This window comes from Micromonospora sp. NPDC023888 (genome assembly GCF_040639415.1).
Taxonomy (GTDB): Bacteria; Actinomycetota; Actinomycetes; order Mycobacteriales; family Micromonosporaceae; genus Micromonospora.
Genome location: NZ_JBEZZW010000046.1, coordinates 42,915 through 58,673, shown reverse-complemented (window position 1 = coordinate 58,673; position 15,759 = coordinate 42,915). Strand labels below are relative to the sequence as shown.

The following is a 15,759-nucleotide window of genomic DNA, read 5'->3' as shown; positions in this document are numbered from 1 at the left end:
GCGCCGTCGAGGGCGGCGCCGAACCGGCCCACGCGGCCACCCCACGCAAAGGGCCGGCCGGGGCATCGCGGTGAGCGATACCCCGGCCGGTTGTCGTGTGTCAGTCGGTCGCCTTCGTTTCCCTTGATGTCTTGCATCATGATCCAGAACTCGTCCGGGCCCGTCTGGGCGGCTGCCGTGGTCAGGGTCGCGTGTGCCTGAATGCGGCCAGTTGGTCAGGGGCTAGGGGTAGTCGCGTCCACGTCCCAGCGGAGTGTCAGGCGGGGTCCGTGGGCGGCCGCGTCTTATCGGCGGCAGATCCGGACACCGCTAGGAACCCACGGCGTCACGGTGGCGGTGGGGGCCTGGTACGCCCCAGGACTGCGACATCGACCGCAGCCCCAGATAGAGGAACGGCAACAGCAGGAACAGGTCCGCCAGGTGCGCGATGGACGCCTCCCGGGTGACGCGGCTCAGCGGGAACACGACCGCGCCCAGGCTGACCATGATGCCGACCGGAAGTGGCGCCACGCGCACCCTGGCCAGCACGAGGCCCAGGACGAACAGGCTGATGGGAAACAGCGGTCCGCACGTCCAGTACACAGCGAACGCGGCGAACGGGTGCTCGCCGAGTCGTTCGACCGCATCGGCGTGGGAGACGGCGAACAGTCCCTCATGAATACTCTGTACGCCGTAGGCCACCCCGCCGATCGCGCCGAACACCGTTACCGGCAACGCGACCGCGACGTACCTCGGCGTGGTGGGCCGCAGCCGCTCGAACAACCCGATCAGCCCGATGAGCCAGCACGCGGTCGACAACACGATGATCGTGCCGGCGGTGCTGCCTTGAGTGTCGTTCTGCCAGAAGAAGCCGGCGAGCAGATTCAACGCCGGACCCAAGATGAGAAACATGACCGGAACGCTACGAGCGGCGTACCCGTACCGGATCTGCCATCGGTGGGCGTCGGCCTACCGCGGTCGCGGTAGGCCGGCAAGCCCGCTGCGGTACGCGAACACGACCAGTTGTGCCCGATCGCGAGCCCCGAGCTTCGTCATCGCCCGGTTGGTGTGGGTCTTCGCCGTGGCCGGGCTCATCCTCAGCCGGTCCGCCACCTCCACTGTCGACAGGCCGTCGGCGACAAGGGCGACCACCTCCCGCTCCCGCGAGGTCAGGCTGTCGAGGCCCGGTACTTCTGGTCCGCTGGCGAAGGCCGCGATGAGCCGTCTGGTCACGGCGGGCGCCAGCAGCGCGTCACCGGCGGCGACCACGCGTACCGCCCGGCGCAGTTCGTCCGGCTCCAGATCCTTGAGCAGGAACCCGCTCGCGCCGGCCTGCAGCGCCGCGAAGACGTACTCGTCCAACTCGAATGTGGTCAGCACGACAACACGTACGTCGGGCAACCTGGCATCGGCGAGGATGCGCCGGGCGGCCGTCAAACCGTCCGTGCCCGGCATCCGGATGTCCATCAACACGACATCCGGCCGGTGGGCTCGGGTGAGAGCGATCGCCTCCTCCCCATCGGTTGCCTCCGCGACAACCTCGATGTCCGGCGCCCGCTCCAGCAGGACCCGGAAGCCCGCGCGTACGAGGGTCTGGTCGTCGGCCAGCAGGACTCGAACCGTCATACCGGCAGCCACCCCCGCACCTCGAAGCCTCCGCCGTCGGCCGGCCCCGCCCGAAGCCACCCGCCCAGCCCGCCGGCGCGCTCGGCCATGCCACGCAGCCCGTTGCCGGCTACCGGGACGCCGCCCCGCCCGTTGTCGCGCACCGTCACCGACAGTCCGTCGGGACGGTATCCGACACGCACCTCGATCTGGGCCGCACCGGCGTGCCGCAACGCGTTCGTCACTGCCTCTTGGACGATGCGGTAAGCGGTGGTTTCCACGGCCCGTGGCAACGCGCGCGGCTCGCCATCGCAGGTCACGACCGCACCGGTCGATTCGGCCAGCGCGGGCAGCCGATCGAGCGTGGGCGTCGGCGGCTCCGGCCCGGCCCCCGGGGTGCCGTCGCGCAGCACGCCCACCGCCGCGCGTAACTCCACCATCGCCTCGCGGCTGGCCCGGCGTACCTCGCGCAGCGCGATTCGGGCCTGGGCGGGATCCTCGTCCAGCACGTCGGCCGCGACGCCCGCCTGCACCGACACCACGGCCAAGGTGTGCGCCGTGACGTCGTGGAGCTCCCGGGCGATGCGGATACGCTCCTCGACGACCCGCTGCTCGGCGGCCCGGCTCTGGTCGGCCGCCAGCAACGCCAGCTGGGTCCGGCGCCCGCGCACCACCTCGCCGAGCAGCAACGCCGCCACGAATACAACAGTCGAGCTGTCCAGCGACGCGTCGAACGGCCTCGCGCCGGCCACCGCCACCCGCCCCTGGGCATCCAGGAGCACGAACAGGGCCGCGACGATGAGACCCACGCGCTGCCGCGACGCCGCACCGACGGAGTACAGCGCGACCCACGCGGGCACCGCCGGCGCGCCACCCGGGTAGTGGTGGATGTGGTAGGCCAGATAAAGCCCGCCCACGAGGATCAGCACACCGACCGGCCACCGCCGTCGAACGGGCAGCACGAACACCATCACGGCGGCGGCACCGTACGCCCACAGGTCCGGCACTCGGTCACCCAGCGCCACCGGCGTCGTCGCGAGCCGGTACGCAGTCAGCCCGCCCGCGGCCGCCACGATCATCGTCTCCACGACCCAACGCCGCATACCGCCCGACTGTACGGACTGCCGCACCCGTCGACATACTACGAACGTCGTATCCGCCTCGCGTGAGCCGCTCACCCGCAGAACAGGACGCCTCTGACCCGTATGCCACCTCCGCGTAGTTCGAACAGCCTGGGAAACGGAATGGAGAGCCCTTTTGGACGGCCCCGGTATGTCCGGAATCGTGGAGTCGTATCGATACCGCCTGTTCGTAAGAGGGATGCGCCTCGCTCTGCTCTTCCCGGTAACGCTCGTGTTGATGGTGTTCGCCCGGCTCGGCGTTGTGCCGAACGTACTTGTGCCGATCGTGATGCTGCTCTTCGTCACCATGGTGCTGGGGATCATGGTGGGCTGGATTGGTGCGGCTCTCCTGGTGCGGCAGACCTCTCGGTACTCGGGCGCAGCGAGAGGCAGCGTCGACACCCGGAAGGTCGGCGCTCTCATCCGACAGGCGGCTCGGGATATCGGGAATCTCCGCAGGTGGTGACGAGTCCCCGCCCGGGTGACCAGATGGGTGACGACGGGTGCGGAGTGTGGCGCACGAGCGGGGGTGTGCCCGCAATGTTCCCGCAGGTCACGCTTGCTGTCAGTGCAGGCTCACGAGCCGCCTTCGACACACCGCCGAAGGCTGCTCCGAGGTGCACCGCACGCGGCGAGGCGGCGGACCAGGTGGTTGACTTGGGTTTCACGAAGTGGGGGCGTCCCTGCAACCCGGATGCCCCGACTTGCAGGAAGCCGAGTCGATCAACCGGGACCCGCCGGTGGACGGTCACCGTGTCCAACGATCCGGGCTAGCCCTCGATCCAGGGCAACCTGTCCATCCTCACTGCGGTCGCGATGTCCGCCCTGTTGGCGTGAACGTAGGGCTTCACCACCGCGGTTCCCACCGAGCGACAGCGTTGGATGTGCGGCAATCGAATCGGCTGCGCACGAGCACCACAATGGATTGGGCGTTCGGGTCCATCCGAGACAGCCTCGGACACCGCTGGTCGCACCATCGATCGGCCACTATGGTGATCATCTACAGAGCAACGTCAGTACGGGGGAACGTATGACTGAGCTTGTTGATGGGTTGCCGAGCCCCATCGGGCTCACCGGCCCGGGCGAGTACGTTGCCGCCCTCCGCCAGTTGCGGGCCTGGTCGGATCTGTCATATCGGCAGCTGGCCCGCCGGGCGGAGGCCGTGGGCGAGATGCTGCCAGCGAGTACGACCGCCTCGATGCTCGCCCGCTCGAGCCTGCCCAGGAGCGACGTCGTCGCGACGTTCGTCCGGGCTTGCGGGCTCGACGACACGGTCGTCGCCATGTGGGTCATGGCGCGCAACACGCTCGCCGCCGCATCCACCCAGCCGGCCGCCGCGGCACCTGTCACGTACGACGCGTCGCAGTCTGCACCGAACGGTGGATCCCTGCCTGCCATGCTGCCCGCCGATATCGCCGATTTCACCGGTCGCGAGGATCACGTGGCATCGCTGCACCAGTTCCTGTCGGGCGCGACGAATACCGACCGCCACCACCACGCGCCGGCCATCGCGACGATCAGCGGCATGGGTGGCATCGGCAAGACCGCCCTCGCGGTGCACGTCGCACACCGGCTGGCCGGCACCCACCCCGACGGTCAGCTCTACGTGAACCTGCGCGGTGCCGACGCGTCGCCGCTGCAGCCCGGCGACGTCCTGGCTCGCTTCCTGCGCGCGCTGGGCGTACCGAACCAGGTGATTCCGGCCGACGAGACCGAACGCGCCGAGCTGTACCGAAGTCGCCTCGCCGACGGCTGCGTACTCCTGGTTCTGGACAACGCCGCCACCGAGGAACAGGTCCGACCGTTGCTGCCGGGCACGGCGAGCTGTGCTGTCATCGTGACCAGCCGGGCACGACTCACCGGCATCGAGGGTGCTCGCCGCGTCGACCTCGACGTGTTCCCAGCTACCACGGCGATCCGGCTCCTGTCCAGGATCACCACGGAGGAGCGGGTGGCCGCGCAGCACACGGGGGCTGCAGAGATCGTCGCGTTGTGCGGTGGGCTACCACTGGCGGTGCGCGTCGCCGGTGCACGCCTCGCCGCCCGACCCACCTGGCACCTCGGACACCTGGCGACGATGCTCGGCGACGAGCGACGCCGTCTGGACCAGTTGACAGCCGGCGACCTGGCGGTGCGCGCGTCGCTCACGCTGAGCTACCAGGGGCTCGATCCGACGGTACGGCGGCTGTTCCGGCTGCTCGGCCTCTTCGACCTGCCAGATTTTCCGGCCTGGTTCGCCGCGGCCCTACTCGAGTCGACGTTGGACACGGGGATCGAGCACGCCGAAACGTTGGTGGATGCACAGCTGCTCACCGCGGCTGAGACCGATGCGGCCGGGCAGCAGCGCTACCGCTTCCATGACCTGGTACGAATATTCGCTCGGGAACGCGCAGAGGTCGAGGAGACCGACGAGTCGCTTGCCAGCGCGCTCACCCGTGGATTCGGTGGCTGGCTGGCCCTCACCGAGTGGATGGCTCGACACATCCCGGGGCCGTGCTATGCGGCGATCAGTGGGCCCGGACCGCGCCCGGCCACGGGCTGGGCCGAGCGGTACGCGCCGAGTGCCGACCCGGGCCTGTGGTTCGACGCCGAGCGATCGGCGCTGCTGTCCCTGATCCGGCAGGCATGTCTGCTCGGCCGCGACGACGTGGCGTTCGACCTGGCCGGCTGCCTGGAGAAATACTTCGACGTGCGCGGCATGTACAGCGACTGGGTCGACACCAACACCGAGGTCATGTCGGCGTGCCGCGCGGCAGGCAACCTGCTCGGTGAGGCGGTCATGCTACGCGGCCTGATCGACGTGACCACGTGGATCACCGAAGGCGGCGACGGCGACGCGATGTCCCGGATGCACGACGACGCGTTCCGGTTGTTGGAAATGTTCACCTTGCTGCGGCACGAGCAGGGCATCTGCGACGCCGCGGTGATGTGCTCCTGGGCGCTCACCGCCGCCGGCGACCACTCCGCGGCAATCACCTACGCCACCCGCGCCCTTCAGTTGGCCAACCAGTCCGAGCACCAGGGCGGCCGGATCCGCGCCCGGTTGGCGTTGTCCATCGCCCAGTACGAGCAGGGGCGGTTCGACCAGGCCGCCGCTGGCCTGGTCGACGCGCTGGACGAGGCGCGGGCCCTGGACAATCCGCGCTGGGTTGCGACCGTTCTGCAGTTCGCCGGCATCGCCCATCGCCAGCTCGGCAACCTTGAGCGCAGTCAAAACATGCTCCGCGAGTCGCTGACGATCTCGCGTCACTACGGCGACACCTACACCGAAGTCCTGACGCTGCTCGCGCTGGCTCGGCTGGATCTCCAGCGCGGTGATCCGGCCGCGCGCAGCACGGCAGAGACGGCCGTGGCGCTCAGCCGGGAGTACCACATGAGCCACCACCTGGCCGAGGCGTTGGAGGTGCTGGGCGAAATCGAGTTGGCCGACGGGTTCCCCGCACGGGCGATCGCTCACCTTGAGGAGTCGGTCGCGATCTGGCGCACCCGCGGGTGGCATTCGATGCAGGCCACCGCACTCACCAATCTGGGCAAGGCGTACGCGCAGACCGAACCGTTGGCCGCGCGAGGGGCGTTCGAGGAGGCCGCGGCCATCCTCACCCGGCTCGGCGACACCGCCAGACTCGCCGAACTCCTCCCGTACATCCCGACGCACGCGACCGAGTGCCGCCAGGAACCGACGCCGCCGCGCGTGGGGTGATACCTGCGTCACTGCGACGGCACGCCGCCGAAGATCGCTGCCGCGCGGTTTGCCAGCTCTGCACGGTCCAGCTTTCCGTTCGGGAGCGAGGGCAGGCTGGCGACGGGTCGGAACGCCCTGGGTACCGCGACTGCTGGAAGTCGCCGCAGCAGATGGGTTCTCAGCTTTCCTTCGTCGATGCTGGACAGGCCGGTGAGGAAGGCGGCGACCCGGGAATCGTGTACGCCGATGGCCGCATCGGTAATTCCGGGAAAGGTGAGCAGAGCGCTTTCGATCTCGGCAGGCTCGATACGCATCCCACCCAGTTTGAGTTGATCATCGGCGCGGCCGTGATACCGCAACAGGCCATCGTCACCGAGGCTGACGACGTCCCCGGTACGGTACTCGCGATGCCCGTTCGCCACCCCGGGCGAGGAGATGACGAGTTCGCCATCTTGGATGGACACCGTCGTCCCGGGGATAGGTCTGCCAATGGGCACGGGGTTTTCGCCAGGGGCACATTTGTGCACCGTGCTCCACACCGTGCACTCGGTTGGGCCGTATTCGTTGAACAGGGCGGTTCGTGGCGCGATCTCGAAATGCTGCCGAACAAGTTCGGGCGAGCAGGTCTCCCCGGCAACGATCACCGTCGTGAGCGATTCAATCGGTGCACGCAGCAGGAGCCGGTAGAGCGAGGGAACCATGAGCGCGTGGGTCGGCTGGTGCTCCCGACCGGACCTCAGAACGGCGGGCAGGTCTGCCGGCCTGTCGCTGGGGATGATGAGTGTCGAGCCAGTGCACAACGTCCAGTAGATGCCCGCCACCGAGCTGTCGAAGGATATGGACGAGCACAACAGGAACCGGTGTGGTGGCTCACGGTAGTACTCGATCCGGGCTGTGGTGGAGTAGCTCAGCGCTGTCCGGGAGACTGTCACCGCTTGAGGGTTGCCAGTCGAGCCGCTGGTGAAGATGGTGTAGGCGTACGGGCCGTCCCGCCAGGGCGCTGTCCCTTCGGGCAGTGTCGCGATCAGGTCCTGGGTGAGGTGGATACGTGCCCCGCTGCGCTGCTTCATCTGCTGCTGCCGCTCAGCGGGAAACGCCATGTCGATGGGCACGTATCGGGCGCCGGCCCGCAGCACCCCCAGCATCCCGGCGACTGCCCATCGGGACAGCGGGGCGTGCACACCAACGGGCTCGCCCACGGCCACGTCCCGGGTCTTCAGATAGTTCGCTATGGAGCCCGACACGCGTTCCAGGTCCCCGTACGTCGTTGACCCGTGACGGTCGACGAGCGCGGTGGTAGCCGGCATCTCCCGCATGCGTGCCCGGATCATCGCCAACACATCGCTGGTCATCGCGGTCGGCCCACCACGGGAAGGCTCTTGATGCCGGCAAGCCACGTTGAGCGGACGTGGACGATGTCGCCGGCAAGCTCGAAAGACGTGAACCCTTGAAACATCTCCTCGAAGACGATCCTCAGCGCCAGCCGCGCAAGCGCCGCCCCGATGCAGTAGTGCGCACCGGCGCCGAAGGCCAGGTGGCGCTGCCCTCGGCGGGAGGGATTCAGCCGGTGGGGGTCGGGGAAGTAGCGCTCGTCGCGGTTGGAGGACCCAATCCACAGCACCACCGCATCTCCGGCGGCGATTGCCTTTCCGTTGATGGCTGTGTCCTGGGTCGCCGTACGCAGGAAGTGCCCGGCGGGAGAGGTCCAGCGGATCGCTTCCTCTACTGCGCCGGGAATGAGAGCGCGCCGCGCGGCCCACGTCGGGTACTGACCGGTGCGCAGCAGTTCGGCGAGCGTCGCGGTGGGAACGTGAGCGATGGAGGCCGCAGCTCCCAGAATCAGGCTGTAACAGTTGGCCACTACTCCACCGGCGCTGATCGGAAGCGCCAACAGCGTGTCCACCAGGTCGCCACGTGGACGCTTACGGTGTTCCACCGACAGGTTCAGCAGGTAGGCGAACAGCTCGCGGTGGCCCCGGTCGAGGGTCGCCTGAGGGCCCTCTTCGACGGCGGTGTCCGGGTCGTGTTCGGCGACCGACATCGCCACCAGGCGAGCGATCAGCGGCCAGTCCTGGGCCGGGATGCCCATGAGCGGCCCAAGGAACGCCATCGGGAGCGGCGAGATGGCGGTCGCGAAGTCGAAGCTGCCCGACAGCGACCCGAGCAGATCTCGGACATGGTCCCGGACGACGGCGGCATGCTGCTGGACAGCACGCATCGCCAGGTCACGCTGTAGGGGTCCGCGAATTCGGGCGAGCTCCGGCGGGTCGGTCGCAGAGAACTGCTGCCCCTGGGCGGGCTCCGGCCGGCCGAGCATGTTGAGCATGACGCCACCGGTGGAGGAGAAGGTGGCATGGTCCGACAGCACCCTCTCGGCGCCGTCGAACGTGGAGACGCCCCAGAAGCCCTTGCTGTCGACAGCTTGCCACCGCACCGGTTCTCGCTCGCGCATCGCCTGCCATACCGCGTGCGGGTCGCCGTCGGCGTACAGCGCCGGGTCGCTGAGGTCGATCCGTGCGAGGTCGATGGCTGCCACATCGGTTGACGGGACCAGGTTCATACCGCCGAGACCTCCTGCAGAAGGTCGGCGATAGTGGGCCTGAGGAACAGAACCGCCGCGTCGATCTCTATGCCGAACTCTTCGTAGATGTCCATCAGCAGGTCCGCGGCCAGAAGGGAGTCGCCGCCGAGGGCGAAGAAGTTGTCCTCGACGGTGACCGTGGGAACACCTAGTTTCTTGCTCCACAGCTCGATCAGCCGGCCCTGGAGTTCAGCTTGCTGCTGCATAGAGGTCTCCCCACGTGTCGACGAACCGCTGAACGAGAGCCCGCATCCCAGCTTCGCGATAAAGATCATCCCGGTAGCGCAGGCACACGGTGTAGACGCCGCCGTTTCCGAGCTCCAGCCAGAAGGCGAGCCCGTTGACGGGCAGTATCGGCCCGCCGAGACCCAGGCCAGCGGGAATGGTCAGGGGCTCGATACTGCCGTCAGCCGGAACCTGTATCACCTCGAACTGAGCCAGGGCCGGGCCACCGCGGGCGAAGACGGCGCCGGCAGCAGGCACCGTCTCCACGAGCACCGGGAAGGGAATCTCCTGGGCGTAGGCCGCAATGAAGGCTCGCTGCACCGCGGGCAGGTCCGTTGTCGTCAGCCGCACCGGCAACACGTTCATGTAAAGGCCCACGGTGTCCCACTCGGACCGGTCGCGCCCGTAGGTCAGCACCGGGATGAGCAAATCTCGGCCTGCGCTCAGCGGTTGAAGAGCATGGGCGAATGCGGCGAACAGCACCACGAACGCGGTGCTTCGCGCCGCGCGGCCGACCACATCCGCCTGGGCCACCGTGATATCGGTCCTGATCCGCAGCTCTCGTGTGGTCTCGGGCCCGCCGGAGCCACCGTCCGTGGTCAGCGTCGGGACATCGGCGAGCGCGTGCTCCCAGAACGGGACGGCCCGGGGCATCCTTTTGAGCTGCTTCACCGACACCTCGTGTCGGTAGGACGGGGCCGGAGTGCCGTCCCCCGCGAGCACGTCACACATCAGGACACGCATCGACCAGGGGTCGGACACCGTGTGGTGCGCCACGAGCAGTAGTTCGCAGCCGTTCACGTACGCCCAGAGTAGGCACGGCGACTCCGGCGGATAGCTTGCCGCCGCCGACGCCGCCCAGACATCGTCGACGTCCGCCAGTGGCACCGGGCCGGCGCCGAGCACGGGATGCCGGCGCACGGCTGCGTCGAGGCGGTCTTGCATCCAGTCGAGATCCGGCTTCTCCGGCAGCCGCACGCCGCCAACGGCGACGAACCGCTCGGCGGGAATCCCGCTACCGGCCCACGCGAGAATCTGCTGTCCGTATGGCATCTCAGCCAACGTGTATCGCCTCCTCGTTGCGCTTTCCGGCATGGTCAGCGGGCAGGTCGCGCATCCAACGCAGAGGCGAGAGAAGCACCCACAGTCCTGAGGCCCACACTCCGGCTGCGGCGATCCACAAGGTCGGCCGGACGCCGATCCAGGAGCCCAGCGCGCCGCCCAGGAGCGCGCCCAACGGCATCACCCCGAAGATGACCCACCGCACCGAGGCCGTCATCCGGCCGAGCAGTTCCGGTGGGCAGACCCGTTGGCGGTAACTGATCGATGCGGCGTTGTAGATGGCGAACAGAGCGCTGAGTGCGGCCATGCCGACGGTGTAGGTCGCCATGCCCCAGCCCGGCCGCGACGCGGGGACGAGCAGAACCAGCCAGCCCAGGCCGAGCGGTGCGGCCCAGATGATCCTCGCCGAGCCCACTGCACGGGCCAACCGTCCCGATACCAGCCCCCCACTGACACCACCGATGGTGACCAAGGCGAGAGTCAGCGCGACCTGTCCCTCGGACAGCTGCAGAACCCGCACCAGATACAGCACCGAGAGAGCGAAAATCATCTGGCTGAACAGGTTCAGGGTCGCCGCCGCCGCGACCAGCCTCGGCATGATGGGATGACGGAACACAAACGAGAGCCCCTCGGCCAACTCGCGGCGGAAATGCCGTTCGCGCGCCACAGCCCGCGCTGGCTCGTCTCGGCGAATCAACAGCAGCGACAAGGCGTTGCCGAGGTAGGCCACGGCATCCAACCCCACCGTTCTTGCCACACCCATCACCGAAATGAGCGCGCCGCCGACACTGTACCCGGCGATCATCGAAACCGAATAGGTCGTGCTCATCTTCCCGTTGGCGTCAAGCAATTGCTCAGGTGGCACGATGGTCGGCACCAGACTGTGGTGAGCAGTTTCGTAGAGCACCGTGCACACGCCCGAAAGCAACGCGACAATCCAAAGCTGCGCCATCGTGACCCAGCCCGACCAGGCGCCTACGGCGACCGTGGCCACCAGTCCGGCCCGCAGAAGATGGCAAATGATCATGAGCATTCGTTTCGGCCAGCGGTCTACCCAGACCCCCGCCGGCAGTGAAATCAACAGATAGGCGACCATTCTTGTCGCGGTTAGCACGCCGACCTCCAGCGCGCTCGCCTCAAGAACGGTTACCGCAAGGAGAGGAATGGCGAGCAACGAAATCGCATCGCCGGTTTCGCTCAACGTCCGCCCCGACCAGAGCACCATAAAATCGCGGTGACGCCAAAGGCTCTGACTCATCGCGCCGCCTCTTGCCGCAACATCGCCGTCATCGAACTCAGCAATCTCTCCAGGTCCTCCCGCTCATAACCCGATCGCATGACACGAAGGGTCAGAGTGACCTCAGGAAAGACGCTGGCAATGAGGTAGAAGCTCGGACCGCTGCGTCCTCGTGCCGGCAACCACTCAATCCGGCTGTGCCCAAGACCACCACCGGCCGCGGCACCAGTTCGGGGTGGCGGTGAGACGAACGTGAAGAAGCATCCCCGGTCGAGGTCCAGTGGCGCGACCGCAGCGGGATCGACGATCCCGTGCTGAAGGGCGCGTATCGCGTTGATGTTGGCATCGGCGGCAACGGCAGCGAACGGGCGTCCCGCATCTTCGGCGCTGCGGACCGGAACCCACTGCGTCATCGACGAGACAAGGTTTCGTACCGATGGCTCCAGCCGGTTCGCGGACAGCAGGCACAGCAGGGGCGGGTCTGCCCCGGCCGCGCTGGCGAGAGCGTGCGAGTAGGCCGCGAAGAGCAGATTGGGTAACGTAACTTCGAGTTTCTGTGCGGTTTGCCGCGCAAGACGGAAAGAGATCCCAGTATGTGCGCAGGCCCGCAAAAGGCCCTGGCGCACAATCCCCGTCTCCGGTGGCGCGGCAGCAATCGTTTGTTCGCGATACTCGGCGGCAGCCGCGAGCCTCGCCACGTATACCGGTTCTCGTTGACGTGCGGCCAGCCCTCGGGGCGTGGGGGCCGGCCGCATTGCCTGTCGCGATTCGATCAGTGACTGAAAGTCCTGCTGAAGGACCGTCAGGGCCGCGCCGTCGGCGGCAAGGTGGTGGATAACCAGTTGGACCTCACACGTCAATCCGTTCTTCTGGACCGCCCAGGCCCGCCACGGCGCCTGCTCGGTCAGGTCGAACGGAAGCCGAAGCTGCTCGGCAGCCATCGTCGACCACTGTTCCTGCTCGACGGTTCCCTGGTAAGCGGCTGGAGCGGAGGCGGCAACAACCTGGCGGACGTCACTGGAGCCGCCGTCCCTGACGTAATGCGTCCGTAGGGATTCATGCCGCTCCGCAAGCGCGGCAAGGGCCCACCTGACTTCATCCGTGCCAATGCCCGGTGGCACGGCCCAGACCGGGTTCATATTTGATTCCCAGCGCTGATCGGCGGGGCGACGCACGGCGTCCTGCCATAGCGACAACTGCCCCATAGTCAGCGGATAAATGTTCTCCACGTTTCCAGCCACCACCATATCTCCACAGGAATCGGGGCGGTCGCGGCTGTCGCACCGGCCGCCCCGACCCTACGAGCATGGTTTCTGCCGGACTCAGCCAGCGCAGTCGTTCTTCACCATTCTGTTCACCTCCCCCGTTGCTCCGGATTGGTGTTCGGAACACCGTCGACCCTGACACCCGGCGGCGAGCAGCGTCAATGGAAGGGGCCGTACGCGAGTGTCCGAAAGCGTGCGAGATCATGCGGGTCGCCGCTCAACCGAGGAACTCGGGGCCTGATCCGCAGGAGCGTGAGAATCGCGCCCTTCGCAGGCTGTTGTGGAGCGAGGTGGGTGATACCACCGCGCCGCTGTCGATCCGGCGGCGAGGTCGAGGTCCTCCCATCTCGGGACGAGGATCTCGCCGATGCGGGCGCCGGTGGCGAGCCTGAGGCCGACGATGTCCGGTGCGCCGGTGGTCAGGAGCGACGTCTCTCGGTCAGGGGTTGAGCAGTCTCCAGTCTCCTTCGGAGATGACCTCAACGGTGGGATCAGCTGCGGGAGGACGTTTGGACGGCCGACAGGATGTAGCGGATGACCTGATCGTCGTTGTAGAGGCTGGAGTGCGCGAGTCCTTTCCGGGTTGGGTCGGCACGCGGCTCAAGCTGCAGCAGCGTCGCCGCACCCGGCGGCGCGGCCTCGGCCGAGCACGAGGCGACCAGACCCGCGAACGGCCCGTCGATACCAAATACCACTGCTGACCCGGCCATCGCCGCCGCCACCGCGACCATCACCAGGCCTGGCGCAGCAAATCCGTAGACCAGCAGGTCGAACGCCAACCGCCCGCCGCGGCCGACGAGGCTGGCCACGACAAACGCGAACTGTGGCACAGCTATGAGGATGGTCCAGAACCACAGATTGGTAAGCAGCCGGGTCGCCGCCGCGCTCAGCCAGCCGACGAACTGGCCGGCAGCAAGCAGTCCCGATGCCTCATCCCCAGCGGCTCGGATGACGACGGTCTCGTCGGGTCGGGCGGTGGGTGCGTGAATAGCGCCGATGAGCCGGCTCCGCCAGCCTGGCCCCAGGGACCGCCGATGCAGGACCGCCCCGGCGACGCACAGCGCCAGGATCGCCGCGAATATGCTGCCACCGATGACCAGCGCCGCGTCAGCGGGCGACTGCGGGCCAGTCACCGCTGTCGCGGCAGCCGACCCGAGCAGCAGCGCGCTGAACAGGACGATGACGAACACCGGCCAACCAGTGATGCTCCGAGGGCGCGCGTGCAGGAATGGCGTCGCCAGTGTCACCGTCGTCACCCGCGCTGCGCGACCACGCTCGGTACGCAGCCGGTCGGCGGCGTGCAGGGCGACGTTGCCGCCGTGGCTGTGCGCAATCACCCAGTGCCTGGCGAGGGGATGCTCGGTGAGCTGCCGCTGCAAGTGCTCGGTCAAGCCCTCTGCGGCGTCCGAACGCGCTCGATGAGAGTTTCGACCCGACCACGGGAACCGGGTCACGTGGCAGCCCGCCCGCTCCAGCGACGTGCTCAGTGCGCTGTTCGGTCGGGTCCACGGTGCGTCGCGCGCGAACGTGCCGTGGACCAGTGTGATCACAGAGGTGCGATCACCGGTCATGGATCGCGTCGAGCGTCTACCCACCGACGTACCGTACTGACTGACCGCGCCCGCCGCTAACGACAACAGACACTCACGAAAGAGCCGGGGTGCCGCTCCGTACTCGGTGAGGGAGAATCGAGGCATGTTTGTCATTAGGGAGCGGTTCTTCTCGATCGGCGACGACTTCGACGTGCTCGACGAGCACGGCACCAAGGTTTTCCACATCGACGGCAAGGTCTTCAGCGTTCGCAACAAGGTCGTCATCGAGGACGCTTCCGGGCATGAGGTCGCCACGCTGCACCGGCACCTCGTGGCGCTGCGTCCCACCTACGAGATCCGGATCGGCGGCGAGAAGGCCGCCGAGGTCCGCAAGAAGCTCCTCACGCCGTTCCGTGAGAAGTTCACAATCGATGTGCCGGGGTCCGACGACCTGGAGATGAAGGGTGACCTGCTCGACCACGAGTACGTGATCGAGCGCGACGGCGTCGAGGTGGCCGCGGTCTCCAAACGGTGGCTGACGATCCGGGACACCTACGCCGTGCAGGTCAGTGCCGACGTCGACCCGCTGCTCATCATCGGCAGCGTCCTCGCGCTCGACCTGGCCATGGACCGCGACAAGAAGGACGACGAGGACTGACCCCTCGGAAGGCAGCCGCGCTACTGATGGTTCGACCACCCGGTGCGGACGGACGGAGATCTCAGCTGGGCCGCCAGCGTCAGTAGGGGAGCTTGACCGCGTCCGATACCGGCTGGCCGGTTGCCTCATCGAAGAAGTCGTCCACGCCGGTGGCTCCTTGCCGCTTCAGCAGGTCCTCGGCCTGGGCACTCTGGGCACTGTCCAGGCCATATATCCGGCCGTTCCGGAGGTGCCTGGTCTCTGCGTTCGCCGGGATCGTCAGGTCGAAGGATGCTGACCTCCCGGTCATCTTCCTGCGGGGGTAGTAGTCGATGTTTCCGTCGTCCCAGTTCACCTCGAGGATGAACCAGTACGTCAGCCCCGGCTCTGGCTCGCCGGATGCCGTAGCTGTGACCTTGACCCTGTGTGAGTCGCCGGGCGAGGAGCTGAGCTGATAGCGCAGGTCCTCCAAGGTCGGACTGGACGTGGGGGAGGGGCTCACGCCATCAGGTTCTGCCGGTGCCGCGGCCAGGGCAACCTGGGCGACCGTGGCGAATCCGAAGAGGGCTGCCGCCGCGAACGACATGATCGTCCATTTGTCGCTGTGCTTCCGCACGTAAAAGAACGCTGCCACCAGGATCACGGTGATGATTCCGCTGGTGGCGGCGGTGATATAGATAGCATCGCTGCTCACGCGATGAGTGTGTCGTATGGAGGCAAATTTCGCCCGTATCAGCGACACGATCGGGCACGAGCGCCAAGAGCACGATTCGAATGATCAAAATTGCGCGGCTAGCCGATCGTTTATGGATCCCACGTTTCCATGATCGCAG

14 protein-coding genes and 1 pseudogene are annotated in these 15,759 nt (G+C 67.4%); 3 read left to right on the top strand and 12 right to left on the bottom strand.

The window, feature by feature from the left end; genetic code table 11:
• Positions 1-309 precede the first annotated feature (309 nt).
• Genes AB0F61_RS29855 through AB0F61_RS29845 form a run of 3 tightly spaced genes read right to left on the bottom strand, consistent with a single transcriptional unit; the run spans position 310 to position 2,687 of the window.
• On the bottom strand, positions 310-891 hold the full coding sequence (locus tag AB0F61_RS29855) for a hypothetical protein (RefSeq protein WP_357816432.1): 582 nt from the start codon (positions 889-891) through the stop codon (positions 310-312).
• Between the two features lie 57 nt (positions 892-948).
• The gene (locus AB0F61_RS29850; RefSeq protein WP_357816429.1) at positions 949-1,605 is read right to left on the bottom strand and encodes a response regulator transcription factor; all 657 of its coding nucleotides are present in this window, start codon (positions 1,603-1,605) and stop codon (positions 949-951) included.
• Entirely contained in the window at positions 1,602-2,687 is a 1,086-nt protein-coding gene (locus AB0F61_RS29845; protein WP_357816426.1) for a sensor histidine kinase, read from the bottom strand. The genes AB0F61_RS29850 and AB0F61_RS29845 overlap by 4 nt, the downstream gene beginning before the upstream one ends.
• A gap of 169 nt (positions 2,688-2,856) precedes the next feature.
• On the opposite strand from AB0F61_RS29845, the gene AB0F61_RS29840 reads away from it, so the two are divergent.
• Positions 2,857-3,171 (top strand): hypothetical protein, encoded by a 315-nt coding sequence (locus AB0F61_RS29840; protein ID WP_357816423.1) that lies wholly within the window; start codon positions 2,857-2,859, stop codon positions 3,169-3,171.
• A 564-nt stretch (positions 3,172-3,735) separates the two neighbouring features.
• Complete coding sequence (locus AB0F61_RS29835) at positions 3,736-6,405, top strand: NB-ARC domain-containing protein (RefSeq protein ID WP_357816420.1); 2,670 nt, start codon at positions 3,736-3,738, stop codon at positions 6,403-6,405.
• An 8-nt stretch (positions 6,406-6,413) separates the two neighbouring features.
• Here the strand turns inward: AB0F61_RS29835 and AB0F61_RS29830 are convergent, their stop codons facing one another.
• From AB0F61_RS29830 to AB0F61_RS29795, 8 genes and pseudogenes are all read right to left on the bottom strand, one after another.
• Complete coding sequence (locus AB0F61_RS29830) at positions 6,414-7,739, bottom strand: amino acid adenylation domain-containing protein (RefSeq protein ID WP_357816417.1); 1,326 nt, start codon at positions 7,737-7,739, stop codon at positions 6,414-6,416.
• A complete protein-coding gene (locus AB0F61_RS29825; protein ID WP_357816415.1) occupies positions 7,736-8,947 on the bottom strand; it encodes a cytochrome P450 in 1,212 nt (403 codons plus the stop codon). Before AB0F61_RS29825 ends, AB0F61_RS29830 begins: the two co-directional genes overlap by 4 nt.
• Positions 8,944-9,174, bottom strand: a complete 231-nt coding sequence (locus AB0F61_RS29820) for a phosphopantetheine-binding protein (protein ID WP_357816410.1) — start codon at positions 9,172-9,174, stop codon at positions 8,944-8,946. The genes AB0F61_RS29825 and AB0F61_RS29820 overlap by 4 nt, the downstream gene beginning before the upstream one ends.
• The gene (locus AB0F61_RS29815; protein ID WP_357816407.1) at positions 9,158-10,246 is read right to left on the bottom strand and encodes a condensation domain-containing protein; all 1,089 of its coding nucleotides are present in this window, start codon (positions 10,244-10,246) and stop codon (positions 9,158-9,160) included. Before AB0F61_RS29815 ends, AB0F61_RS29820 begins: the two co-directional genes overlap by 17 nt.
• Position 10,247: 1 nt before the next feature.
• On the bottom strand, positions 10,248-11,513 hold the full coding sequence (locus AB0F61_RS29810; RefSeq protein WP_357816404.1) for an MFS transporter: 1,266 nt from the start codon (positions 11,511-11,513) through the stop codon (positions 10,248-10,250).
• Positions 11,510-12,733, bottom strand: coding sequence for a condensation domain-containing protein (locus AB0F61_RS29805; protein WP_357816401.1), 1,224 nt, complete (start codon positions 12,731-12,733; stop codon positions 11,510-11,512). Before AB0F61_RS29805 ends, AB0F61_RS29810 begins: the two co-directional genes overlap by 4 nt.
• A gap of 345 nt (positions 12,734-13,078) precedes the next feature.
• Positions 13,079-13,162, bottom strand: a pseudogene (locus AB0F61_RS29800) (site-specific integrase); the annotation flags it as partial.
• A gap of 86 nt (positions 13,163-13,248) precedes the next feature.
• Positions 13,249-14,328, bottom strand: coding sequence for an alpha/beta hydrolase (locus AB0F61_RS29795; protein ID WP_357816398.1), 1,080 nt, complete (start codon positions 14,326-14,328; stop codon positions 13,249-13,251).
• Between the two features lie 106 nt (positions 14,329-14,434).
• Between AB0F61_RS29795 and AB0F61_RS29790 the strand changes: the two genes are divergently transcribed.
• Positions 14,435-14,947: an LURP-one-related family protein gene (locus tag AB0F61_RS29790; RefSeq protein ID WP_357816395.1), complete on the top strand. Its 513-nt coding sequence runs from the start codon at positions 14,435-14,437 to the stop codon at positions 14,945-14,947.
• Positions 14,948-15,026: 79 nt separating this feature from the next.
• Here AB0F61_RS29790 and AB0F61_RS29785 read toward each other — a convergent pair whose 3' ends face one another.
• Complete coding sequence (locus AB0F61_RS29785) at positions 15,027-15,620, bottom strand: hypothetical protein (RefSeq protein ID WP_357816393.1); 594 nt, start codon at positions 15,618-15,620, stop codon at positions 15,027-15,029.
• Positions 15,621-15,759 lie beyond the last annotated feature (139 nt).